Raw genomic sequence first — 24,132 nt, 5'->3', positions numbered from 1 at the left:
ATGGGTTTAGTCCCAGCACTTTTGCTTCAACATCAGGTAGGGCGCATCAGCCTGAAGGCTATCGCCCTCATGTCACTACCGCAGTGTTGACAGGTATGTTTAGGGCGAATGACTGGCGTGGCAGGCTTGATGATCACCTGCAAAATCAACTGAACCAGGCGGAGTAGTTTTCTGCACCGACAATGGAGAAAGCCGTAATCCCGAACCCTCCTTAACCCTTTGGGCAGAACGTGCTGGAGTACTAACCAGAGGAAGTCCTCTCCCTGCAGGGTTCGGTATTCGGTTGTTCCACTTTTACTGTTCCGGTAGGTGAAGGTGACTTTTCCATTTTGGCTGGCAACAATCTGTCGGTCGCTGATGACACCTCGATACAGATATCTGGACAGGTATTTCAGGGCGGGTTCGCCTTTGCCTGTGTGCTGACAATTAACAACCCAGGTTTTCGGCAGGCTTTTCTTCAGCTTTGCTGTCAGCAAACCCGCTTCGTCCAGTGCCTTGAGCAGGCGAGCCCGAAAGACTTTTGCAAGGTTACTGCTGTTGAACAGGTATTTGCCTTTGAGCTTACGCCATTGACGACGTTGGGTGTTGATGCCTCCACCGGGCACCACAAAATGAACATGAGGATGATAATTCAACTGACGACTGTGAGTGTGCAGTACCCCAGTCATTCCCAGCCGGGCGTTCAGCCCCTTATGGTTATGACCAAAGGTTTTCAGTGTCTCGGCTGCTTCTGTGAACAATAGGTCATAGACAGTGGTCTGGTTTTGCCAGGCCAGCTGTCTGAGTTGTGCCGGAAGTGTGAAGGTCACCATGAAGTACTCCACGGGCAAGAGCTTTTGTCGCTGCCTTTCCAGCCACTCACTGGTATCGGTATTCTGGCAACGGTTACAGCTGCGGTGCCCACACGACATTGGCCGGTGATCTCTGCGCTGGCAGTCATTGCATTCCAGTAACGTCATGCCGGCAGCCGGGGTTCGGCAATGGCGAATGGCATTAAGGGCTTTGTGATGACCTGGTAGCAGTCGGTTGCCGTATTTATCCTGGAAGCGGTCATGGTACTGGTCAGCAATATCAGCGAGGGTCATGGCATCAGTCCCCACACTTCAGTTCGTCAACCAGCTGGTTGATAACGCGATGAGTGTTGAGCTCGACGGTTTCAGTCAGCCGGGTATAGAGCGCTGTGGTTTCCGGGCGCATATGACCGAGGATATCCTGAATAGCCCGGAGGCTGAGCCCTTGCTCCAGAAGGTGGGTTGCAAAACTGTGTCGCAGGGAGTGGAGGCTGACCACCTTGTTTATCCTGCATTCCTGAACTAACTTTCTCATGGCTTTTTGAGGCAGGGAGCGATTCATAGGCTTTGCAGCTTTGTGCTGTGCCTGCATGTTCTGTCCCTGTGGAAACAGCCAGCGCGGATTTCGGTGGGTTTTCCAGTGTTGCCTCAAAGCCGTGAGCGTTTCGGCAGGTAATGGTACGTAACGGTCTTTTTGACCTTTACATTGTCGGAGGTGGACTCTCATCCTGTTTGAGTCAATGTCATTGACCGTCAGGTTGAGAGTTTCGCTCAACCTCAGTCCCATGCTGTAGGTGGTGAGTATAAATGTGCGAATTTCAGGCTTTCGGCAAGTATCCAACAACCGTGTAAGTTCATCGGTGGTGAGAATGTCTGGCAGCCGTCGGACAGAGGGTGGCTTGACGATATCGATGAACTGCCATGGCCGTTCGAGTACAAACCGGTAGAAAAATTGCAGGCCGTTACGGTCAGTCTTGACGGTACTCCATGAGTGACTTTCTACCAGATCGGCGAAGTAGGTTTTTAGGTCGTCAGTGGTCAGAGTATCCGGACAGCGGTCAAAGTAATTAGAAAGACGTCTTAAAGGACGACTGTACAAATCAATAGTGGTTTTGCTTTTACCCTGGAGCTTCAGTGTGGTCAGGTGCTGTTGGTAGAGTGTGTCGAAGCGTTTTTTTCGGCAGCATTCATGATGTGTATTTCCTGATAGTGCTCATCGAAATTAATGAGTTCAGGAATTATTGACTAAAAAGACAGTTTTGTAATTTTTGCCGCGTAGCGGCTTGGTTCAATTGGCAAGCTGACCCAGTCTGGTAACCAAAAGAAAATAAAGCTAACAAGCCAGCATCGATGGATGTCTAAGATTTCGAAATTACAAAGTGAACTATGTGATTTTTTTGATTCAATTAAAAGTATTGCACCGCAGTTAAATCCAATTAACGCATGGTGTCGTATTTTAACGAAAGCAGTCTCAAAATTTTTGAAAAGCGGACAGGTTATTACGATGCAGCCATTAATTGGATCGGGCTAATGACTTAAAAAAATGCTGCTCTGAACTGTGAGAAGCTATCCCTAACGGCATGGTTCAATGGCGTTCAACTGCTGAATTTAGGTTAAAGTATTCATGAGCTTCTCCTGATGGAATATATCGCTGGCTATACCAGTCTGGCATTATTTACCAAAAGTGGGAGGAGTCCATTTCATTCGTTAGCCGTCTATCTTGCTGATGGATTAAACTTTGAAGTTGAAGTTAAGGCTATGGTCCAAAAAACTGATAGAACTATAGACTTAGCCCACTCCTTTATGAGTTTAGAAAGTGTGTTATAGCTAGTTCTTGGGGGCTCTACTGGTGGTGTGTGGGGTGCGCTCAGTAAATCAGCCCAGTTTAACTCTCCGTATGGTGCAAATCTTTTACCCGAACCAAATATCAAAAAATACTCTAATGCTGTAACGCAGTATTCAGCATTCGGTTTATACTGAGCCATTGCTACATGCATTCCCATTTCAAGATAATATTCTCTCTTTTGGTTATTTTCACAAATAGCTAACATTTCAATAGAATTATCTAGACCACGTTCGTGTGCATATTCCTTAAGCGCAAAACCTGCTGAACGAAGTGTATTTCCACTTTCGGCGACATCAATAACTAACCACTTTTTTTGGAATCCTGGATTCGTTCTTAGGTATCTATCAAAATGCCTGAAAAGCTTTACTCTTGAATAATCTGAGGGAAATTCAGGAAAGCTTATACCATTACCATAAACTCGTTGGCACAGTTTAAAATTTGAAAGAGGTATTTGAATAGTGTCTGCCCTCTGCCCCTTCGCTTGTAACCAGGCAATTACAGGTGCAGGGCTGCGACCAATGCCTATATACAAATACTCATCTGGAGGAAATAAATTAGCAATTTTTTTGGCAAATTGTTCTAGTTCAGCAAGTGTGCAATCATCTGGGCATTCCTCTGCAGCAGATGCGCCTTCTTTGAAAGGAGGATCCATCGCAAAACATGATAATTGTGATTGAGCCGTGATAAACGGTAACAATAAGATTAATAATATAAAAGCTATATTTTTCATTCTAAGCACAATCTACAATCGCTGAGAAACTTATCTAGTTCTCATCCAAAAACGTAACCAGCTGCAGTCACTGAGTTCCCAAAGCTGCAAACAATAAAACCCTACTGCTTTTTAGCGTTTATATTTCCTAAAGGTACAAATATGTAGGAAAACCAAAAAGCAGAGGGCTTTAAAATGCGCAAAAAACGCACTCCACAGTTTAGTCCGGATTTGCCTTTCAGGGGTCACACAATTTATCACGAGCTTTACAGCGTTTCCCAATGGCTGGACTCCTGTCCTCAGTTTGTTGAATGGATATTTGATGACCTTGATAGTCAGGTCAATCATTACACAGGCAGAAATGCCCTGAGTGCTGAGTCAGTATTACGAATCGCCTTCTTAAGACAGCGCTTTCAGTTCACTTTTGAATATCTTGCGTTTGTCCTGGTAGATTCCCCGTTGTTTCGCGCCTTCTGCTACCTTGAAGACGGACAGACGCTGCGCAAATCATCTCTGCAGTCTCTGGTCTGTTCGATCAAAGCATCCACATAGGGTGCAATTAAAAGTGTTCCCCAAGCGGCAACTTTTCAGAATTTTGCCATAATATAGTGAGTTTATCGTCACCTTGATACCTCCCATGCCCTCCGCCAAAACTCTTGCTGAAAAACTTGCCGCTTACCCTGAACTGGAAAAAAGAGTCTCTGAACTGATTGATATTGTGGAAGCCGAATCCGGGCACCTTGACCGTGCTGATGATGCAGAAAACGCTGTTATTGACAACCTCAAAGAGTTAGGAAATGAACTCCTGACAGGATGGGGTGCTCATAAAGAAAATCAGAAATTTGAAGAGGCGCATGACCTTCATCCTGACTCAGACACTAAAAAAAACAAACATACTGGATGATTACGTACGGTAAGGTCAGCCTATGCGAGCGATGCCTGACGGTTGCCGGACATCGTGTCCGTCCTTTCTCTGAGAATGCCCACATTCACTGTCGTGATTATTCCCTGCCATTGCAACGGCGACTGGTTGATTTTGCAGCAGACAGCTCTTTTGAAACCGCTTCACAGAAAATGGAAGAGCACTATGGTGTTGTCGTATCGTCATCGTCTGTACGAGCCATAACGTTGAGCCATGCCCGCTGTATGAACGAGCAGTCTACAGCATCGCTACAAAACCGTCAGGAATGTGTGGGAGAAGGCAGGCAGCTAATCGGCGAAATGGATGGCAGTATGATTCCAGTAGTTCTTTTCGATGAAGAAACAGAGGGAGACAAGCGCAAAACAAGAAATGTGGACTGGCAGGAAGCCAAACTTTGCCTGGTCTATGAGCAAGGAAGCCGAGATAAGCGGCACAGGGTTGTTATGGGGGAGCCTGATAAAGCAGGAGATCAATGGCTAAGTTGCGCTATAGAACAGGGTTTAAACCGACAGTCATCCATTCATTGCGTCAGTGATGGTGCGAAATGGATCGCCAGTCAGTCGGATCGCGTCTTTGCCAGTCAAGGGCATTTTCTGATGGATTATTATCACCTTTGCGAGTGCATCGCAGAAGCCGCCAGGGAGTGCGTTGGTAAAGATGAAAAAGCCTGTAAAGACTGGATAGAAGAACAAAAGGCAAGAATGAAAACGGATAGTCCAGGGCAGGTGCTGGCAGAGCTTGAGCCATATCGCAATGGCAAGCCCGGGAAAGAAGCTAACAAATCAGAAGAATGTCATCGCTACATTAGAAATCGCCCCGGGCAATTTGGTTACAAAGAGGCAGAGGCCGCCAATTTACCCATTGGCTCAGGGGAGATAGAAAGCTCCAACCGTTCGGTTGTACAAACCCGGCTGAAACTTTCCGGAGCATGGTGGAAACCAGAAGGGTGCGGTTCATTTGCTACGACGAAGCCCTATTCACCACCAACTCACCGTAATTTCGTTTCTTAGAACACGAATGGTGATATGACCAGTATTCATCCCAGTCTCCACTGGAGTTTATTGAGCGAAGCTTCAGAATGGCTTCCGCGCCTTGCAGGCTCCATCGTGCGCCTGTTATATCAAGACGGTCATTTATCAAATGTCGGCAAGCGCCTTCAATCACTCCGCTGGCAATAGGAAAGCCTGAGCGCAGCGCCTTATCGTAGCAAAGCCGGTCTCTGTTTTTTTGCAGATAGCCAGCACATTTATCAATAGCTTCCCGATTCTTCAATTTTCGTTTCGTGGCACTTTGCTTTATGCCCCTGGCTACCCAGCCCGACTGCCCATGAAGAATTTTCAGTGCTTGCTGCTCAACCCATTTCTCAATAGATTTATCACCTTTATCATGCAGACAATGAGCGGCTTTCCACAGATATTCCAGCACATGAATGAAATCCATTACGATGCTGGTTTTGACCTGTTTTCTGCGGGCGACTCTTTCAATCATTTTCAGTTGATGCGGATGCCCATCGACCACGACAACCCATTGTCGTTTTCGTTCCGGGTCACGCTTGAGAGCCTCATCAAAGGCTTCTTCGATGACTGTTTCTCCGTCCCTCTCAACACTGGCCCAAACCCTCTTGTTGCGTATTGGAGGTCGAAATTTGACGACATTGTCCGCTTTCTTTTCAGAGTTCATGATGGACTCTGGTGAGCGTGGGTTTGCCCGCACAGTGTAAACAGTCGCCACCATAGCCATACGCTTCCGGTCTTTCTTTTCTCCCGGACTTAAACGTGTCTGACATTTTTTCTTGCTTTTCTCTGCATTCTTGCGGGTCGCTTCCCTTAACCCATCTGGCAACATGACCAGACCTTTCCCATCAAAGCTCAGAACCAATAGATCATCTGTTTGCTCATCTTCTATGGTTCGTTGTTCATAGAATTCGACAAAATCCTGAGCTGTGCCTTCAACCAGCTTTATTGCCTGGTGCTTGCCAACTATGCCGGGGCAATTTTCACGATGCCGTTTGACGACATTGTCATAAGAACGATCAATAGCATCCGTGACCACACGCTTGCGTACACCATCAGAATATTGGTCGTTATTAAGGTTGAGCCCGGCATCCAGTGGGAATTCGTTGGAGACATTGCGCTGGCTATAAGCAAACCGTTTGACCGTTATCTTGCCAAACACCGTGGTGAGAACCCGGCTGGTATTTTGACGAATATGGTTACGAGGTATGCCGTCAGAGGGAGTGACAGACACTGCTCTTTCTTCATCTTCAGCCTGTTTATCGAGATAGCCCTGAAACATTAGCCGAAGCAGCTCGTCCCCATTGGTTCGAATGTACTCTTCAGTTGTGCCATGTTCCTGCAGGCAGGCAGATTCGAGGTGGCGGATCATGCTATTAAAGTGATCCTGTGCAGGAGAAAAAAATTGAAAGTCGAGAGTATTAGCGTAAGATGCGTTCACAAAGGGCTGCTTTTCCGGTGTTATTTGTTTGGCGACGTTATATCACCACGAAACAGCCCTTTTTTCTTTGCTCTCGGTCGTCAAAGTAGTTGGTTTTGCTGGGGTAGAGCGTCGTAGCAAATGAACCGCACCCAAACCAGAATCTGCCCACGACATGCTCAACCTTAGAACTTTAAGAGCTAATGGTCACCTGTCCTGTTGAGTCCGTTGTGGGCTCTTTTCAGCTACACTTCACGAGCATTTTTTATCAACCTTTGTTTATGTATGGCGGGTAATATATGTCTGGAAGGCTCAGTTGTTGGAGGTGGTGTCTTGGAGTTGTTTTTTTAGCGCTGGCTTCACAATGGGCTTTAGCGGTTAATCCATCCACTTCAAAAAAAGATGAAGTCGTAACTAAACGGTTTACCAAGACCTATCATAATAACGATAAAAAGGAGACTTGGTCGGTTACTGCTCCCAGGCGTGTACCTGTTGAAGGTGGAGAGGTTGAAATAATAACCACTATTCAAAGGCCATCAGAAGCTTTTGAGGTTCGGCGGTATCGTTTTAGCATTCCCGGTAGTTGCTTCGGTCGGGGGGCAAGGGAGTTTAACGGTACTGCTTTAGTAAATTTCGAGGTGAGCTCTGATTTCAGCTTGTCAGGGGAGGCTACTGCATCGGACACTGTTAGCGGTAGAGCCAGCCATCGTTTCAGGCTCCATACTCGCACTGCTCAACAGGCTGGTACTTATTGGGCAGGGATTTTGTTTGGTATGCCAATGCTTGATGCCGATCAGATTCCTTTTTTGTCTGGAAAGCAAATATCTGCAAATAATGACGGCACTTTTACTCATAGAGTGGCGAGTGGAAATGAGGCGGAGCAGAATTTGATCTTAACTCTGTCCGAGTCTAATAATGGAGGGTTGGAGTTGGTAAGAATTGAGGCAGAAGGCGAGTGGACTCTTCAGTCTATTTCTGACAATAGTCAGGGTGGGGCTGCTGGTGAGAATAGTGGTCAGACTCCATTTGAAGAACAATTCTCTGAAGAGGGGCCACTTATTCAGGACGATGATGAAAACATTCACTCAGGTTACTGTTGTTGGTGCTTCGATTCTAAAGAGCCTAAAGAGTAGTATCCCGTTGTTTATCTGTTGATGCCTGTCACGGTTTGTAGATCAGCTCTGCAAACCGTGACATTATATGGGATTAGCGTCCCATTTTTTCCACCACAAACGGACGAATCCGCTTCAGCATCTCTTTGAACAGTTTTGGGTTGCCGCAGACAATCTGGTTTTTCTCCAGGAAGTCGTGACCACCCATAAAGTCACTGCACAGACCGCCTGCTTCCTGAATGATCAGGGAGCCCGCTGCCATGTCGTAGCTCTTCAGGCCGAATTCCCAGAAAGCGTCCAGCTTGCCGGAAGCAACGTAGGCCAGATCCAGAGAGGCTGCGCCGCAGCGACGGATACCGGCAGTATCACCCAGCATGGCGCGCATCATATTCAGGTAGCCGTCCAGGTAGTTCAGGTTATTACCAGAAAATGGGATGCCAGTACCGATCAGGGCACCTTCCATGGAACGACGGTCGCTGACACGGATGCGCTTGCTGTTCAGCATGGCGCCCTGACCACGACTTGCGCAGTAGGTTTCATCTTTGATCGGGTCTAGAATGACAGCGTGCTCGATGCGGCCGCGGTATTGGCAGGCAATAGAGATAGCAAACTGAGGGATACCACGGATAAAGTTGGTGGTGCCATCCAGGGGATCAATAATCCAGAGGTAATCCTTGCCTTCACCCTTGCCTTCTACATGACCGGATTCTTCACCGAAGAAGCCATGGTCAGGATAAGCTTTACGCAGGGAGGAGATGATCATCTCTTCTGAGGCACGATCCACCTGGGTCACAAAGTCATTGCGATCTTTGGCTTCCACCTTGAGATTCTCAAGGTCGCGGTAAGCGTGAACAATAATTTCGGCAGCAGCGCGAGCGGCGCGCAGAGCCATATTTACCATGGGTTGCATAGGCTGGATTACATCTGAAATTTGAAAGATCGAATATGAATATCGGTAGAGATTGCCATCGGGTTAACCCTCGGTGCCTTTGAGGCAGTGGCTGACTGACCCTGATTTCATATCACTTGTGCGAAACTTGTGCGAAAAAGGTTACGCAAAAAAGTGTGCGGATTATAAAGAACAATGCACCTGTAATTCAAACCTATTGTTCATTATTTGTGGGCTTTTCCGGTAAACTGTACGATTTGGCTGTAAAAGCTGTCTGTGCAACAGGCAGTCTGAAGCCATTCCTTCTTCAGTTAATACAGAGATAGTTTGTGGTGAACGACTACGCTGCGAAAGAGCCGGTAATCAATGGCTCGCTGGCTCTCGATAATATTTCTATTGTCCTGATTAATACCACTCATCCCGGCAATATTGGTGCGGCAGCCCGAGCCATGAAGGCAATGGGGCTCAGCCGTCTGGTTCTGGTCGGTCCGGCAGATTTCCCTTCCGGTCACGCAACGGCGCTGGCTTCCGGGGCGGACGATATTCTTGCTAATGCCAGAGTGGTCGACACGCTGGATGAGGCGCTGGCTGGTTGTCAGTTTGTGGTGGGTACCAGCGCCAGGGTGCGTGGTGTATCACTGGAGCTGGTTGAGCCTAAAGTCTGTGCCAGCCAGATTCTGGATGAGGCAGAACAGGCTCAGGTGGCACTGGTCTTTGGCCGGGAAGACCGGGGGATGACCAACGAGGAACTGAGGCGCTGTCATTTGCAGGTTCATATTCCGACCAATCCCGACTTCAGTTCACTGAACCTTGGTGCAGCGGTTCAGGTGATGGCTTATGAGCTGCGCATGACTCAGCTGGCTGGACAGGGTGGCGTTGAGGTGCCTAAAACGAAACAGGTAGCCCATGCTTCTCAGGAGGATATGGAGCGTTTTTACCAGCACCTTTATGAAACTCTCATACAAATAGGCTTTCTTGAACACAGTAGTCATGAGAAGATCATGGCGAAATTAAGACGTATGTACGGACGGATTCGTCCGGATCGTGTAGAGCTGAGTATTCTACGTGGCATTTTGTCCGAAACCGGTAAGTTTGCGAAGAATTCTTTAGCCCCTTCTATAGAGCCAAAAAAGCAAGGCTGACGACTGAATTATGTTTGAGCGACTTAAAGAAGACATCAGAACCGTCATGCAACGTGACCCTGCTGCCAGGGGAACGTTTGAAGTAGTGACGAACTATCCTGGCCTGCACGCGCTGCTGTTGCATCGCGTTGCCCACAAGCTGTGGAATGCCGGGTTCTGTTGGCTGGGTCGCACTCTCTCAACATTCAGTCGCTGGCTGACAGGTGTTGAAATTCATCCCGGAGCCACCATTGGCCGACGTTTTTTTATTGACCATGGTATGGGGGTGGTGATTGGTGAAACTGCTGTTATTCACGACGATGTGACGCTTTATCACGGAGCAACTCTGGGGGGAACCTCGCCGAACAAGGGTAAGGATCACCCGGTGAATCAGGGTAAACGACACCCGACGCTTGGTAACAAGGTGGTGGTAGGAGCCGGTGCCAAAATCCTTGGGCCTTTTACCGTGGGCGAGGGTGCCAAGGTGGGTTCGAATGCTGTTGTCGTAAAAGAGGTGCCGCCCGGAGCCACCGTGGTTGGCATTCCGGGTCGTATTGTTGAGAAGCGGACAGCCATTGACTTCCGTCATCAGCAGATGGCCGAAAAAATGGGCTTTGATGCTTACGCGGTCACAGAGGATATGCCGGATCCGACGTCTAATGCGATTACTGCCATGCTGGATCACCTGAATGCGGTCGAGGGTCGGATGCTGGAAATCTGCAAAGTGTTGGAAAGCAGGGGGTTGTGCGTTGATATGAACCCGATGCCAGAGCTGAACGAAGAGGACTTTGTTTCCCTGAAGGGCAGGGAGAAGGAAAAAGCATAGCGCCTCTTGTTTTGCTGTAAGGGGAGCTAATTTACCGCTGTTGGCTGTTGGCTGTCTGATTTTTGTGATAGTGACGAAGCCAGCGGACTTGTATAAAATGACCCGTCGCTATAAAAATAACTTTTTTAAGCCTTTTAAGCCTTTTAAGCCTTTTAAGCCTTTTAAGCCTTTTAAGCCTTTTAAGCCTTTTAAGCCTTTTAAGCCTTTTAAGCCTTTTAAGCCTTTCCCTTATCATCATTTCCTAGAATTTCATTAATACTTGACTGTTTTACTCAGGTATTCCATAATCGGCACAAATGCTACAGTCAGGCTGAATTTCAGGTGCAGGTCAGCTGACCGGGTTCTGTAAAAAGGCTTTTCAAACACAAAAGTTTTTCAGATACATCAGAACGTTAAGCAAATGATCGGGCAAAGATAGTGCTGATTACAATAACCAGCTTATTGAGAGTGAGAATCCAGCATGCGATTGACCACTAAAGGACGCTACGCCGTAACTGCTATGTTGGACCTGGCGCTGCATGCGGATCAGGGACCGGTAGCCCTTGCCGATATTTCCGAGCGTCAGGGTATTTCACTTTCCTATCTGGAGCAGCTGTTCTCCCGCCTGCGTAGAAATGAGCTGGTATGCAGCGTGCGTGGGCCGGGTGGGGGATACCGCCTCAGTCGTGACAGTCAGGCTATTTATGTGGCCCAGGTGATTGATGCGGTGGATGAATCGGTTGACGCAACTCGCTGTCATGGCGATGGCGGTTGTCAGCAGGGTGCCAAGTGCCTGACGCACCATCTGTGGCATGACCTGAGCAAACAGATTCACGAGTTTCTTGGCAATATCAGTCTGGCTGATCTTGTCGCTAAAAGAGAAGTTCAAAATGTCGCTGTTCGTCAGGACGAACAGCAGGGTCAGGACAACAAGAGTGTGATTAACAGCCTGCTGTAATGCTGTTGCTCACAGGGATAATATGACAGCCTTGAGCGTTTAAAGCGCCTTGTGCGTTTAAAGACGCCTGGAGATGTACGGGATGAAACTACCAATTTACCTTGATTACTCTGCAACGACACCGGTCGATCCTCGTGTCGCCGAAAAAATGAGCCAGTGTCTGGTTGCTGAAGGTAACTTCGGCAACCCTGCGTCTCGTTCCCATGTGTTTGGCTGGAAGGCAGAAGAAGCCGTAGAAGACGCACGTCGTAATGTGGCAGACCTGCTGGGTGCTGATCCCCGCGAAATTGTCTGGACTTCCGGTGCTACCGAGTCTGACAACCTGGCCATTAAAGGTGTTGCACACTTTTATTCCAAAAAGGGCAAGCACATTATCACGTCCAGAATCGAACACAAGGCGGTACTCGATGCCTGTCGCCAGCTGGAGCGCGAAGGTTATGAAGTGACCTACCTTGATCCGGATTCAGATGGCATTATCACGCCGGAAGTGGTGGAAGCTGCCCTTCGCGACGACACCATTCTTGTGAGCCTGATGCATGTCAATAATGAGATCGGCGTCATCAACGATATTGCGGCTATTGGCGAAATTACCCGGGCTCGTAAGATTCTGTTCCATGTGGATGCTGCCCAGAGTGTGGGCAAGCTTCCCCTGGATATGAACACCATGAAAGTTGATCTGCTTTCTGTTTGCGCGCACAAAATGTACGGACCCAAAGGCATCGGTGCCCTGTATGTTCGCCGTAAACCCCGCGTACGTCTGGAAGCTCAGATTCACGGTGGCGGTCATGAGCGTGGCATGCGTTCCGGTACTTTAGCGACGCATCAGATTGTTGGCCTGGGCGAAGCCTGTCGTATCGCGAAAGAGGAAATGGCTATCGACCACGAACACTGCCTGGGTCTGCGGCAGCGTTTCCTGAACCATTTTGAAGGAATGGAAGAAGTGCATGTTAATGGCAGTCTGGAGCAGCGTGTTGCCGGTAACCTGAATATCAGCTTTGCTTTTGTGGAAGGTGAATCTCTGATTATGGCCCTGAAGGATGTTGCGGTTTCCTCCGGTTCCGCCTGTACCTCTGCCAGTCTGGAGCCTTCTTATGTATTACGGGCGCTGGGGCTGGATGATGAACTGGCACACAGCTCTCTGCGCTTCAGCTTCGGTCGTTTTTCAACGTCCGAGGAAGTGGATTATGCCGCTAACCTGGTGAAGGATGCAGTGGTTAAGCTGCGTGAACTGTCACCTCTGTGGGACATGTATAAGGATGGCGTAGATCTGAAATCCGTGCAGTGGGTTGCACACTGAGTGAATTCCAGTGCTGGTCTCTGGCCTGATTGATTATCGAGGCTGGCACTATCACAGAATTGGGTGGGAGGATAGAACCATGGCTTACAGTAAAAAGGTGGAAGACCATTACGAGAACCCTCGTAATGTCGGTAAACTTGACGCCAAAGCGGAAAACGTCGGTACTGGCATGGTCGGCGCACCAGCCTGTGGCGACGTTATGCGACTGCAGATTCAGGTAAGTGATGAAGGGGTGATTGAAGACGCCCGCTTCAAAACCTACGGCTGCGGTGCCGCTATTGCCTCCAGCTCTCTGGCGACAGAGTGGATGAAAGGCAAGACGCTGGATGAGGCGTCCGAAATCAAGAATACCGATATCGCTGAAGAACTGGCTTTGCCGCCAGTTAAAATTCATTGCTCTGTTCTGGCTGAAGACGCCATCAAGGCGGCAGTGGATGACTATCGTAATAAACGTAGCGGTGAATCCGCAGTCTGATTCACCGCAGTGGCAGGGGGAGCCTGCCGCGGTTAATTTAAGTTGGAGTATTGCATGGCGATCACCATGACCGCTGCCGCAGCAAGGCATATCAGGGATCAGCTGGACAAGCGTGGTAAGGGCCTCGGCATCAAGGTGGCTGTTCGTACGTCTGGCTGTTCTGGTATGGCTTATGTACTGGAATTTGTGGATGTTAAAGCTGATGACGACAGCGTATTCGTCAGTCACGATCTGGAAATCCATTCTGACCCCAAAAGCCTGGTGTACCTGGACGGTACCGAGCTGGACTTTGTGAAAGAAGGTCTGAACGAAGGCTTTCAGTTTAATAACCCCAATGTCGCCAGTGAGTGCGGCTGCGGTGAAAGCTTCAACGTCTGATTTTATAGAAAGCCCGACCTTTTTCTCAGGTCGGGCTTTTTACGTTCTTGCCCTTCTAATGATTACCTCTTCTGGATAAGCGCGTTGGCTGCGATTCCCGAAGTTATTTGGAACAAGCATCACCGTGGTTGATATAACAAAGAGCTATTTTGAGCTGTTTCAGCTTCCTGTCGCCTGCCGGGTTGACCTTTCGCTGTTGTCCGGGCGTTATCGTGAACTTCAAAAAGCCGTACACCCTGATCGTTTTGCCGGGGCGGATGATCGTCAGCAACGGCTTGCTATTCAATACGCTGCCTATGTCAATGAAGGCTATGAAACACTGAAATCACCCATGGCAAGATCGCTGTACCTGTTGGAACTGGCTGGTTACAAAGTAGACCTTGAAAAGAATACGGTGATGGACCCAGTGTTCCTGATGGAGCAGATGGCGTTGCGTGAAGCCATGTCAGAAGTGCGTGACCACGCTGATCCGGAAGCAGAGCTGGAACGCCTGGTTGACGAAGTAGACGAGGGGATTGAAACCCTGTTTGACACTTATGAACAGCTATGGCTGGTGGCTAATGAAGAAAGCACTGAAGCCGTCGCCAAAGAGGATGCGCTGAAAACCGCTCAGGATACTGTACGAAAGATGCAGTTCATGGTTAAGCTTGCGGCTGAGCTGGAACAGCTGGAGTCCGAGCTGCTGGATAGCTAAAAACCAGCTGTAAAGATAAGGCAATATAATGGCATTACTACAGATTTCTGAGCCGGGGCAAGCGCCTGAACCGCACCAGAGTAAACGGGCGGTCGGTATAGACCTGGGTACGACTAATTCCCTGGTGGCGTCGGTGCGTTCTGGCAACGCAGACACTCTGCCTGATTATCAGGGTGAGCATATACTGCCTTCTGTCGTTCATTACGGAGAGCAGGGTGTTACTGTTGGTCAGCAGGCTGAGCAGCACATGGTCAGCGATGCGCTGGATACCATTGTTTCCGTCAAGCGTCTGATGGGTCGGGGCTTAAATGATCTTTCTACTCTGGGTGGGGTGATGCCCTACCGGTTTGTAGAGTCTGAAAGTCAGATGCCCCTGATCGAAACCCGCCGGGGTTCGGTCAGTCCGGTAGAGGTATCGGCCGAAATTCTTCGCTCCCTGGCTGAACGTGCCACCGAAACGCTGGGGGGAGTACTGGATGGGGCTGTGATTACAGTGCCAGCCTATTTTGATGAGTCCCAGCGTCAGGCCACAAAAGACGCGGCAAAACTGGCAGGTATTAATGTTTACCGCCTGCTGAATGAGCCTACTGCGGCAGCTGTCGCCTATGGACTCGATCAGGGCGGTGAAGGGCTGATAGCCGTTTACGACCTGGGGGGTGGAACCTTTGATATTTCCATTCTGCGTTTGCAGAAAGGGGTGTTTGAGGTACTGGCAACCGGTGGTGATACCGCCCTGGGTGGTGATGACTTCGACAAGGCGATTGCTGGCTGGATGCTGGTTCAGGCTGGTATTGATGAATCTTCCCTGAATAATGAACAGCATCGGCAGATCATGCTGGAAGGTCGTCGTGCCAAAGAAGCCCTGACTGATCACGATAGTGTTGATGTGTCGTTTGGTGACTGGTCTGGTACGCTGTCTACCGGTCAGTTTAATGAGCTGGCTGATAAGCTGATTGACCAAACCCTGCGAGCGTTCAAGCGTGCTTTGCGGGATGCGGGTTATAAGGTAAAAGATATCGAAGCGGTGGTGATGGTGGGTGGCTCAACCCGAATGCCAAGAGTACGCTCCCGCATTGCTGATTTTGCAAAAAAACAACCTCTGACGTCTATTGATCCGGATCGTGTTGTGGCGGTAGGTGCAGCTCTGCAGGCCGATGTTCTGGCTGGGAATAAATCTGGCGACGATATGTTGCTGCTGGACGTGATTCCACTATCGCTTGGTCTGGAAACCATGGGTGGGCTGATGGAAAAAGTGGTTCATCGTAATACCACTATTCCGGCCGCCAGAGCACAGGAGTTTACCACCTATAAAGACGGTCAGACGGCAATGGCTATTAATGTCTTTCAGGGTGAGCGGGAGTTGATTAGGGATAACCGTTCTCTGGCGCGTTTTGAACTGCGTGGCATTCCGCCGCTGCCTGCTGGTGGTGCTAAAATCCGTGTTACTTTTCAGGTAGATGCGGATGGCTTGCTGGGGGTATCGGCTGAAGAAATGTCTACTGGCGTTAAGAGCAGTATTCAGGTGAAGCCTTCCTACGGCCTGACCGACGATGAAATTGCCCGCATGCTCAGGGACTCTTACTCTCATGCTGTTGATGATCGCAACAGCCGTCGCCTGCTGGAACAGCAGGTTGAAGCGGACCGGTTGCTGGAGGCTCTGGCAGTCGCCATACAGGCTGATGGTGAAGCGTTGCTGAGTCAGGAGGAGTACCAGTCTGTTCTGGCAGATATGGAACAGTTGCAGGCAATCCGCCAGGGAGAAGATGCGGACACTGTCGCCCGTGAAATTGAACGGGTGAGCAAGGCGACGGAAGAATTTGCCGCTCGCCGTATGAATCAGGGTATCCGTAAGGCCCTGTCCGGCCATAGTATTGATGACTTTGAGGAGTCCTGATTATGCCTCAGATAGTATTTTTGCCCCACGAGGAGCTGTGTCCCGAAGGGGCGGTGATTGAAGCTGAACCTGGTGTATCGGTGCTGGATGCTGCTCTGCAGAATGACATTGAGATCGAGCACGCCTGTGAAAAATCCTGTGCCTGTACGACCTGCCATGTCATTGTGCGGGAAGGGTTTGATAGCCTGGAAGAATCCGACGAGTTGGAAGACGACTTGTTGGATAAAGCCTGGGGTCTTGAGCCGGAATCCCGCCTGAGCTGTCAGGCCGTGGTGGCTGATGAAGACCTGGTGGTTGAGATTCCCAGGTACACCATTAATCAGGTTTCAGAGCGTCATTAAACGACGTTCTTTCGTCATTCTTTTGCGCTATAGGCATTTGCGCTATGGGTATTTCTTGCGCTATAGGCATTTGGGGGAGGTGTTATGAGTCTGAAATGGACCGATATTTACGATATTGCCATTGAGCTGTCGGAAGCGTATCCGGATACCGATCCGCAGTTTGTCAATTTTGTTGATCTGCGAAACTGGGTACTGGCTCTGGAAGCTTTTGATGATGATCCGGGCCATTGTGGCGAGAAGATTCTTGAGGCCATCCAGACGGCCTGGATTGAAGAAATCAGTTGAAGGCAGCTGCCTTCTATAAATTCTCGAGCCGAAAAAAGGCCTTGCAGAAAATACATGCAAGGTCTTTTTTTGTTCAATGGTTACGCCAGAAGCGGTCTCCTGGTTGCCAGTGAATGAGATCCTTTGGGTGAAGCACTGCTCTGTAAGGTTTAAACAGGGGGAGTTGCTGCCACTGTCTGACACCTGCGGGTCTCTGTGCGTCAAACCATTGTCCGGTAAAATAGATAAAAGCGTGGGGAATCAGACGACGGACATAAAACAGTTGAGCTGCCGGACAATGTTGAGTCGCCAGCCTTGCCCAGTCGTAGCAATAGCCACTGTTAATGTCTGTCAGAGGTATACGCCACCTCTGGCATATCTGCCGGGTCACTCCATGAAAGACCATTCTGGTCGCCTTTTTTGTCATTGTTTTTATTGGTGTGATTATGCAGCTTCTTGCCGGATATAAAAAGTCAGGTGCTGCTGTGGCGCTGAGATTATCTGCTATGCTGATTGCTCAAACAAAAACCACTTATTTATGGAGTTATGTATGAGTGCCGCAGCTGAGTCGAATGATCCGGATCACACGCTCAACACTCTGACGGATTTTATCAGGATTGTGGGGGAAACCCGGTCTGACGTTAAGATTCTTGATCGTAAGGTTGACTGCAATCAGCAGGAAAACCGTGAACGTTTTGACCAGCTTGAGCAAAAGCTGGATACAAGTGTTGACCGGCTCGATTCAAGAATTGACCAGCTTGAGCAAAAGCTCGACTCAAGTGTCGGTCGGCTTGAACAGAAACTCGACTCAAGTGTCGGTCGGCTTGAACAGAAGCTGGATTCCAGTATCAACCAGCTTGAGCAAAAGTTCGATTCTCGTATCGACCAGCTTGAACTCCTTATCCGTCAGTGTCTCCCAGGTGCCAATAATTAATAGCGACCTGACAACAAGCGCATAAGGAGCACTCAGAAAGGGAGTGTGAGAGAGATGAAACCTCTCTCACTTTGGTCAGCGTTGCAGTTCCGCTTTTACATCAATGTTGTAGGGCAGAGGCGCTACGGTAAAGGGAGTGTCATTTTCAGGCAGGTGTACATCACTGGCTTCAGCGGCTTCTACCCGGATAATGGCAAGCAGTTCAGTTTGGTTAGCATCGGCTGGTGTCACTGCATACAACACTTCACCAATGGTTTTGCCAGCCGCATTGGTCAGCTTGGTATTGGGTATCAATTCAACGGCTGAATGGGCAGTCAAATGGTAACAACGGCTTTTTAATTGCCCCAGGTTCTGCATGCGGGCAACAATTTCCTGCCCGGTATAACAACCTTTGCGGAAGCTGACCGCATTCAGGGTGGGCAGATTCAGATGTTGTGGAATGTATTGCTCAACAGCTTCCGGCAACAGTTCAGGGATAACCGCTTCGATATCCAGCAAACGCCAGTGAGACTGGGAAATCGGTAGGAAGCTCTGTTTCAGTTTGTCCCACCAGGCAGGCAGCTGGTTAGCAGGTAGCCAGAGCTCATAGCGTTCACAGGTGCCGGGAACGGATAATAGCCAGGCACTTTCTTCCACCTTTATGGCTGAATCGCCCTCTGGAGTATTGCCAACGAGTTTCTGAATGGTGCTTTTAATATTGGAACCCGATAAGCCCAGGGCTACCAGCGAGGTATCAATGGACTGTTCTGATTTGAAAAAGACGGCATATTTACCCAGTGTTGTTTGAGTCTGATCCAGAAGCCCTCTGTGCATCGACAGCAAAAAGGCTTTTTCTGAATGGAGCAGGCGGAACGCGCTGTACATTCTGCCTTTGGGTGTGCATGCGGTACTCAGATGGTGTTGGGCAGGCTTGAGCTTGTCCAGATTGTTGCTCAGCTGTCCCTGCAGGAACCGCTGGCTGTCTGGACCACTGACGCTGAGAAACCCGCGATCAGTCAGCAGGCTCATTGCTGGCTGGTGAAGGTCGGCAAGGCTGGCGTGGCTGGCTTGTTCAAGCAATGAGGCGAACAGGGAGGCGTGATCGTTATTCATAATTGGCTCGGATAGGTGGTCTGGAAAATACCAGCGTGTTTGAGTCCAATGATAGAGGAAAGTACCGGCTCGCAACACTGTGACGACTGTCATGGTATGAAAATTTGTTGCTTTGGAAGTCGCTTCCTGGGATAGGCGAATTTATAATGCGGCCATGAGTAACAAGGAGTTTGCCGAATGAAATTAAGTGATGATGATTTTAAACGGGTTCAGTGGCACAGTCGCCGTGGCATGTTGGAGCTGGATGTTTTGCTGGAGCCATTCACCAATGAAGTGTTGAGAGATTTGTCGGCAGAAAATCAGCAGGTTTATGTGCGTCTGTTGGACTGTCAGGATGCGGATCTGTTTTCCTGGTTCATGAGCGAGCAGCGCCCGGATGATAAGTTGTTGGCTGGCATGATTGATACCGTTATCACCTACGCACGGCGTAGCTTTAACACTGATGGTATCTGAAGACGATGAATTGATTGAAATTCGTCTGCACCGGTCCCGTTCTATGCTGGTTGTCGGGGCCGGTGTTCATTTTCTTGCTCTGCTTGCCCCATGGTTTTCGAGCCTTCCCTTTTTCCTGCAATTAGTCGCTTCTTCACTGGTGGTTGTTTCTGTACGAAGTTTTTATCGGCGGCATATTGCCCGGACCAGCCCGGACAGCGTGCTGGCCCTGCGCTATCGCAATGATCAGTGGCTACTGCTGACGAAATCAGGCTGGCATCGGGCCTGGACGACAGGGGCGTTATTGGTAACTCCCTGGTTGATGGCTTTCTGTTTCCGTACTGAAGAGAAAAAGAGCGGGTTGTTACGTGTTGGAATGGGCAGCTACAAAGTCTGTCTCTGGTCTGATAGTGACAAGGCTGCTTCGCTGCATGCACTGAGGTTACGCCTGCTGTTGAGCAGGCATAACCGCAGTGGGAAGTCGGACAGGTATGAATAGTTTGATGTCCTGATTATATGGCAGGTGCTCAGCCCAGGAAGTTAAGGAACGGGGAGATCATCAGGAGCAAGCCAACCACGATGATGATATTAGTTGTCCAGCCACGGTATTTGGCCAGTTTGTCTACCTTATGCACCAGGTAGGCAGGAATCAGGCAGCCGATCAGTCCAAAAACAGGGCTACAAAAGGAAGTGAAATGCAGGATGGGGATATTTGTCACAACGGCCATCCAGGAAAGGAGGATGATGAATACGGTAATGCACTTTCGAATCAGACCGTGGTTAATCTGGTCATCAGTGTAACGGCGGTGCAGTACGTTCATGACAATGCCGGTACAGGCTTCCCGGAATGCCAGGAAGATGGCAAGGAAGGATGTTGCTACCGCGAAGATATTAATCAGAATGCCTAATACTGTTGTCGCTGAACCATCCATATGTTGCGCAATAATAGCCAGAGACGAAATGTTTTGATTAAAAGCATCGGTGGCCTGACTCTGGGTAATGGTCAGGGTAAAAGAGATGGCATAGAAAAAGACAACGCAGAATAAAATGCCGAATGCCATTTTCATGGCTCGTTGTGAGCGATAGCGCGCTTCTTCAGGATTGCGGCACTGTTTCCGAAAAGCGATGGTCATCGGACTCAGAGATTGGATAAACAGAATGGAAGTTAAAGTGAAGGGTAAGGTGATAATGGCATTTTTAAACAGTTCACCTGATGGTGGGACGGCGCTGATATTCGCCACATCCCAGTGAGGCACCATAAATGCACCCAATACAAAAACAATTAGCAATACGGATACGGCCATAAAACCTGAAATCCGGAAGAGAAACTTTTCACTGTAAGAGGCAATGAAAACCATTGTGCTGATTAAGCCCAAACTATAGAGAGGGTTTTCGGAGAGCAGTGAGTCAGTAATGCCAAATGTATGCAAATAAGAAGCGCTGTCATTGGTGATGGCCAGACTGTAAACAAATACCCAGATAACCTGCATAATGAAATAAAGCAGACCCAGTGCAATACCCCAGTTTTTGCCAAGGTATTCAGTGATAATGCTGGAGTAATCTTTACAGCTGTTGGATTCAACAAGGGTATTAATAAACAGTTTCTGAAAGAGATACATGGCTGGGTAGCCAATCAGGGAAGACAGAAGAAAAACCCACACTCCCATCATGCCAACCTGTACCGGCAGGAAGACAATGCCTGCACCGATTGCCATGCCTATGCTCATGACAATCCAGCCCCAGTCCAGCTGGTCAAAGGCAGCGCCTGGTCCCGCCTCTCTTCCTGCTGTAAGAGTGTAGGTGTTTGCTGTCATAATACGTTCTCCAAATTCGAATTTAAGATAGTTTAAAACCTGTCAGATCAGGCAATCAGAAAAAAGAATACGGTTAATAAGCCAGGAAGATCAGATCAATTCCCGGAATTTTGCGAATAAAAAATTATTTTGATTGTTACTCTATTCAGAATTAACAATCAAAAAAGCAAAAGTGAATCTATTAGATATTGCCCGGGTAGAACTATTAAAAAGTGATATAGATCAATAACAGGCGTGTTGTATAAAGCAAAAGTAATCACTGAAATAGAAGTTTAAATAATTAAACAGAGTCTATGCTTTTTCCTGAACAAGTTGCGACGCAAATATATTTGATTGCCTGCCAGGTGTTCAATAGTTGTTTCTGAAAAGAGAAATAATATTTGATTGATATCAATTTTTACTTTTTTGGATGTTCTTTAATGTTTGTTTTCGGTGTGTTTCTTTCAACAAGCATTGTTCAAAGAAACAGTAGAATAATTTTCTGGTTAAAAACCGAGCATTAGATTTGATTTTGTTTGCGAGATAGGTCTGGCTAATCAATTGGAAGCACGGAGGCCTGTAAAAAATGTTGCGTGCTTTTATAGATGTAGATCAATACGCAGTCTATAAATTTTTTGTATGAGGTTGTGATTGTTTTACTTAGGGACAGGTTAATGCCCCTGACGCTTATCTGAGAAGTTAGCGTCAGGGGGAATTTGTAACGGGCAGACCTGCAGCTCAGAAATATCAGGATAATTACTCTATCGCATTTTCAGGACTAAAGTTCTCAGGTGTCAGAATGGTATCTTCAACGGTTTCAGCCATTGCCGGATAGTCCAGCGTATAATGCAAACCTCGTGACTCTTTGCGTGACAGTGCGCTGTCAATAATCAACTCTGACACCAGCGCCAGGTTGCGCAGCTCAATCAGGTCATTACTGATTTTGAAGTGGCTGTAGAAATCATGGATTTCAGACTGTAGCAGTTTGACCCGGTTTCTTGCCCTGAGCAGACGTTTGGTGGTGCGAACAATCCCAACATAGTCCCACATAAAACGGCGAAGTTCTTCCCAGTTATGGGAAATCACAACCCCTTCGTCGGAATCTGTCACCAGGCTGTCATCCCAGTCGGGCAGGGCTTCGTTGTTATTTATAGCGTGGATCGACTGATTGATGGCCTGTGCACAGCTTCTGCCTGTTACAAAGCACTCCAGCAGGGAGTTGCTGGCCAGACGGTTGGCGCCGTGCAGGCCGGTGAAGGCGCACTCACCAATGGCGTAAACGCCCGGTACATCGGTTTGACCCTGATGGTTTACCAGTACGCCGCCGCAGGTGTAATGGGAAGCGGGAACAATCGGTATGGGTTGTCTGGTTATGTCGATACCGTATTCCAGACAGCGTTCATAAATAGTCGGGAAGTGAGAACGAACAAACTCCGCCGGTTTATGGCTGATATCAAGAAACAGGCAATCGGCCCCCAGGCGCTTCATCTCGTGGTCAATAGCGCGGGCAACAATATCACGGGGAGCCAGCTCTGCACGTGAGTCGTAATCAGGCATAAAGCGGGTGCCGTCCGGACGCAGCAGTTGCCCGCCTTCACCACGAACGGCTTCTGAAATCAGGAAAGATTTTGCGTTCGGGTGGTACAGGCAGGTCGGATGGAACTGGTTGAACTCCATGTTGCCAATACGACAGCCAGCACGCCAGGCCATAGCGATGCCGTCGCCGCTGGCACCATCACTGTTACTGCTAAACAGGTAAGCTTTGCTGGCACCGCCACTGGCCAGTACTTGTACTTTGGCTTTGAAGAGGTAGACCTGGTCAGACTTTAGATCGAGGACATAAGCCCCTAATCCTTTTTGTTGCCGGGAACCCAGCTTCTGATTGGTGATCAGGTCAATAGCCAGGTGATGCTCATAAATATCAATATTGGCCTGCCGTCTGACTCTGTTAATCAATGTGTCAGAAATAGCCTGCCCCGTTGCGTCGGCAGCATGTATAATGCGTCGGGCACTGTGCCCACCTTCACGGGTCAGATGAAAGCCGAAGGCGTGGTTTTGTTTTTTATCTTCGGTAAAAGGCACGCCAATATCGATCAGCCATTGGATGCTGTCTCTGCCGTTTTTGACGATATGTTCTACCGCATCTCTTCGGCACAGACCGGCTCCAGCAACCTGAGTATCGTGAGTGTGCTGTTCAAGGCTATCCTCTGATGGGTTCAGGACAGCGGCTACACCACCCTGGGCGCCAGAGGAGGAGCCGGCACTGAGGTTACCTTTGCTGAGTATGGCAACACGCAAATTAGGATCAAGATGCAGTGCCATAGTCAAACCAGCGGCTCCGCTACCAATAATGATGACGTCGTAATTATAAGACTGATGCATTTGAATTCCCTGAACCCTGGTATCTGACGATACTGCATACCCGATCCATAATAGTTGAGATCATGATGATGCCTGCCAGTATGAGCTTGGGAACAGGGTAGTGTCCGTTGCAGTCACCTGGCATCAGGTTTACTGAGTGTCATGGCTCTAAACAGTTTGCAAAGATGTTTAACAGGACGGATATTTTTTAGCATACTTCCAGCCCGCTGTCCGTCAGCTCGTCTGGCAGTTGTTTCAGGTTCTGCCAGCAGAACCTAAAGTCTCAAGTCTTTGGTGCCGATGGATCAACCGAGATGCACTGAAAGATGAGACATTCTTTAAATATACATATAAGGCCTGTAAACGGCTTGTTAGTATATAGAAATTACGGTCGGCACTATAGTACGTTGTGGTGATCCGAATCATCTTTTCAGTAAAAACTGAAAAAAATTAACGAGTTCGGGAACTTTCAGGCCGGATTATGGTCTATAGAGAAGCAGAAAGAATCCGCAGCGCAGAGAACACTTTTTCTCAGGATGCTTTTAGCCGGTTACCACAACCACAAACGGTTCGTGACCGGGGAAAGCCATT

General features: G+C 48.6%; 26 protein-coding genes and 1 pseudogene. 17 read left to right on the top strand and 10 right to left on the bottom strand.

The window, feature by feature from the left end; translation table 11 throughout:
* Positions 1-32 precede the first annotated feature (32 nt).
* From NX720_RS01135 to NX720_RS01120, 4 genes and pseudogenes are all read right to left on the bottom strand, one after another.
* Positions 33-1,085 (bottom strand): IS91 family transposase, encoded by a 1,053-nt coding sequence (locus NX720_RS01135; protein WP_262598863.1) that lies wholly within the window; start codon positions 1,083-1,085, stop codon positions 33-35.
* A gap of 4 nt (positions 1,086-1,089) precedes the next feature.
* Positions 1,090-1,698, bottom strand: coding sequence for a tyrosine-type recombinase/integrase (locus NX720_RS01130; RefSeq protein WP_404831129.1), 609 nt, complete (start codon positions 1,696-1,698; stop codon positions 1,090-1,092).
* Positions 1,699-1,719: 21 nt separating this feature from the next.
* Positions 1,720-1,938: pseudogene (locus tag NX720_RS01125) on the bottom strand (site-specific integrase); the annotation flags it as partial.
* 568 nt (positions 1,939-2,506) lie between these two features.
* On the bottom strand, positions 2,507-3,367 hold the full coding sequence (locus NX720_RS01120; RefSeq protein ID WP_262598862.1) for a hypothetical protein: 861 nt from the start codon (positions 3,365-3,367) through the stop codon (positions 2,507-2,509).
* Positions 3,368-3,541: 174 nt separating this feature from the next.
* Here NX720_RS01120 and NX720_RS01115 point away from each other — a divergent pair, with 174 nt between their 5' ends.
* The 3 genes from NX720_RS01115 (at position 3,542) to NX720_RS01105 (ending at position 5,278) form a co-directional block, all read left to right on the top strand.
* A complete protein-coding gene (locus NX720_RS01115) occupies positions 3,542-3,898 on the top strand; it encodes a hypothetical protein (protein ID WP_262598861.1) in 357 nt (118 codons plus the stop codon).
* 85 nt (positions 3,899-3,983) lie between these two features.
* Positions 3,984-4,250 carry a hypothetical protein gene (locus tag NX720_RS01110; RefSeq protein WP_262598860.1) on the top strand — a complete coding sequence of 89 codons (267 nt, stop codon included), beginning with the start codon at positions 3,984-3,986 and terminating at the stop codon, positions 4,248-4,250.
* The gene (locus NX720_RS01105) at positions 4,247-5,278 is read left to right on the top strand and encodes a hypothetical protein (protein WP_262598859.1); all 1,032 of its coding nucleotides are present in this window, start codon (positions 4,247-4,249) and stop codon (positions 5,276-5,278) included. The genes NX720_RS01110 and NX720_RS01105 overlap by 4 nt, the downstream gene beginning before the upstream one ends.
* Here the strand turns inward: NX720_RS01105 and NX720_RS01100 are convergent.
* A complete protein-coding gene (locus NX720_RS01100; protein ID WP_262596131.1) occupies positions 5,229-6,722 on the bottom strand; it encodes an ISKra4 family transposase in 1,494 nt (497 codons plus the stop codon). The genes NX720_RS01105 and NX720_RS01100 overlap by 50 nt on opposite strands.
* 278 nt (positions 6,723-7,000) lie before the next feature.
* Here NX720_RS01100 and NX720_RS01095 point away from each other — a divergent pair, with 278 nt between their 5' ends.
* On the top strand, positions 7,001-7,834 hold the full coding sequence (locus NX720_RS01095; RefSeq protein ID WP_262598858.1) for a hypothetical protein: 834 nt from the start codon (positions 7,001-7,003) through the stop codon (positions 7,832-7,834).
* 73 nt (positions 7,835-7,907) lie between these two features.
* On the opposite strand, the gene NX720_RS01090 is transcribed toward NX720_RS01095, so the two are convergent.
* Complete coding sequence (locus NX720_RS01090; protein WP_262598857.1) at positions 7,908-8,723, bottom strand: inositol monophosphatase family protein; 816 nt, start codon at positions 8,721-8,723, stop codon at positions 7,908-7,910.
* 311 nt (positions 8,724-9,034) lie between these two features.
* Here NX720_RS01090 and trmJ point away from each other — a divergent pair, with 311 nt between their 5' ends.
* The 10 genes from trmJ to iscX all read left to right on the top strand — a co-directional run bounded on the left by trmJ (position 9,035) and on the right by iscX (position 16,950).
* Positions 9,035-9,844, top strand: a complete 810-nt coding sequence (gene trmJ / locus NX720_RS01085; protein WP_262598856.1) for a tRNA (cytosine(32)/uridine(32)-2'-O)-methyltransferase TrmJ — start codon at positions 9,035-9,037, stop codon at positions 9,842-9,844.
* Between the two features lie 10 nt (positions 9,845-9,854).
* Positions 9,855-10,649: a serine O-acetyltransferase gene (cysE, locus tag NX720_RS01080; protein ID WP_262598855.1), complete on the top strand. Its 795-nt coding sequence runs from the start codon at positions 9,855-9,857 to the stop codon at positions 10,647-10,649.
* 460 nt (positions 10,650-11,109) lie between these two features.
* Positions 11,110-11,586 (top strand): Fe-S cluster assembly transcriptional regulator IscR, encoded by a 477-nt coding sequence (iscR, locus tag NX720_RS01075; protein WP_262598854.1) that lies wholly within the window; start codon positions 11,110-11,112, stop codon positions 11,584-11,586.
* Between the two features lie 82 nt (positions 11,587-11,668).
* The gene (locus tag NX720_RS01070) at positions 11,669-12,883 is read left to right on the top strand and encodes an IscS subfamily cysteine desulfurase (protein ID WP_262598853.1); all 1,215 of its coding nucleotides are present in this window, start codon (positions 11,669-11,671) and stop codon (positions 12,881-12,883) included.
* A gap of 79 nt (positions 12,884-12,962) precedes the next feature.
* Positions 12,963-13,358, top strand: coding sequence for a Fe-S cluster assembly scaffold IscU (iscU, locus tag NX720_RS01065; RefSeq protein ID WP_262598852.1), 396 nt, complete (start codon positions 12,963-12,965; stop codon positions 13,356-13,358).
* 54 nt (positions 13,359-13,412) lie between these two features.
* Positions 13,413-13,736: an iron-sulfur cluster assembly protein IscA gene (gene iscA / locus NX720_RS01060; RefSeq protein WP_262598851.1), complete on the top strand. Its 324-nt coding sequence runs from the start codon at positions 13,413-13,415 to the stop codon at positions 13,734-13,736.
* A 124-nt stretch (positions 13,737-13,860) separates the two neighbouring features.
* On the top strand, positions 13,861-14,430 hold the full coding sequence (gene hscB / locus NX720_RS01055; protein ID WP_262598850.1) for a Fe-S protein assembly co-chaperone HscB: 570 nt from the start codon (positions 13,861-13,863) through the stop codon (positions 14,428-14,430).
* A gap of 28 nt (positions 14,431-14,458) precedes the next feature.
* Positions 14,459-16,324 (top strand): Fe-S protein assembly chaperone HscA, encoded by a 1,866-nt coding sequence (gene hscA, locus NX720_RS01050; protein WP_262598849.1) that lies wholly within the window; start codon positions 14,459-14,461, stop codon positions 16,322-16,324.
* Between the two features lie 2 nt (positions 16,325-16,326).
* On the top strand, positions 16,327-16,665 hold the full coding sequence (gene fdx, locus NX720_RS01045; protein WP_262598848.1) for an ISC system 2Fe-2S type ferredoxin: 339 nt from the start codon (positions 16,327-16,329) through the stop codon (positions 16,663-16,665).
* A gap of 84 nt (positions 16,666-16,749) precedes the next feature.
* Positions 16,750-16,950, top strand: coding sequence for a Fe-S cluster assembly protein IscX (gene iscX, locus NX720_RS01040; protein ID WP_262598847.1), 201 nt, complete (start codon positions 16,750-16,752; stop codon positions 16,948-16,950).
* 73 nt (positions 16,951-17,023) lie between these two features.
* Here iscX and NX720_RS01035 read toward each other — a convergent pair whose 3' ends face one another.
* Complete coding sequence (locus NX720_RS01035) at positions 17,024-17,356, bottom strand: hypothetical protein (protein WP_262598846.1); 333 nt, start codon at positions 17,354-17,356, stop codon at positions 17,024-17,026.
* A 123-nt stretch (positions 17,357-17,479) separates the two neighbouring features.
* On the opposite strand from NX720_RS01035, the gene NX720_RS01030 reads away from it, so the two are divergent.
* Positions 17,480-17,863, top strand: a complete 384-nt coding sequence (locus tag NX720_RS01030) for an exodeoxyribonuclease VII large subunit (RefSeq protein ID WP_262598845.1) — start codon at positions 17,480-17,482, stop codon at positions 17,861-17,863.
* Between the two features lie 75 nt (positions 17,864-17,938).
* Here NX720_RS01030 and ygfZ read toward each other — a convergent pair whose 3' ends face one another.
* Positions 17,939-19,048, bottom strand: coding sequence for a CAF17-like 4Fe-4S cluster assembly/insertion protein YgfZ (gene ygfZ, locus NX720_RS01025; RefSeq protein ID WP_262598844.1), 1,110 nt, complete (start codon positions 19,046-19,048; stop codon positions 17,939-17,941).
* A gap of 84 nt (positions 19,049-19,132) precedes the next feature.
* On the opposite strand from ygfZ, the gene NX720_RS01020 reads away from it, so the two are divergent.
* The gene (locus tag NX720_RS01020) at positions 19,133-19,408 is read left to right on the top strand and encodes an FAD assembly factor SdhE (RefSeq protein WP_262598843.1); all 276 of its coding nucleotides are present in this window, start codon (positions 19,133-19,135) and stop codon (positions 19,406-19,408) included.
* Entirely contained in the window at positions 19,398-19,886 is a 489-nt protein-coding gene (locus NX720_RS01015; RefSeq protein WP_262598842.1) for a protein YgfX, read from the top strand. Before NX720_RS01020 ends, NX720_RS01015 begins: the two co-directional genes overlap by 11 nt.
* A gap of 28 nt (positions 19,887-19,914) precedes the next feature.
* Here the strand turns inward: NX720_RS01015 and NX720_RS01010 are convergent, their stop codons facing one another.
* Both NX720_RS01010 and nadB read right to left on the bottom strand, forming a co-directional pair.
* Positions 19,915-21,201, bottom strand: a complete 1,287-nt coding sequence (locus tag NX720_RS01010) for an amino acid permease (protein ID WP_262598841.1) — start codon at positions 21,199-21,201, stop codon at positions 19,915-19,917.
* Positions 21,202-21,936: 735 nt separating this feature from the next.
* Positions 21,937-23,562, bottom strand: a complete 1,626-nt coding sequence (nadB, locus tag NX720_RS01005) for an L-aspartate oxidase (RefSeq protein WP_262598840.1) — start codon at positions 23,560-23,562, stop codon at positions 21,937-21,939.
* Positions 23,563-24,132: the final 570 nt, after the last annotated feature.

Origin of the sequence: Endozoicomonas euniceicola (genome assembly GCF_025562755.1) — a bacterium.
GTDB lineage: Bacteria > Pseudomonadota > Gammaproteobacteria > Pseudomonadales > Endozoicomonadaceae > Endozoicomonas_A > Endozoicomonas_A euniceicola.
The sequence above is the reverse complement of the archived record's forward strand: the minus strand, read 5'-3'. Positions and strand labels throughout refer to the sequence as shown.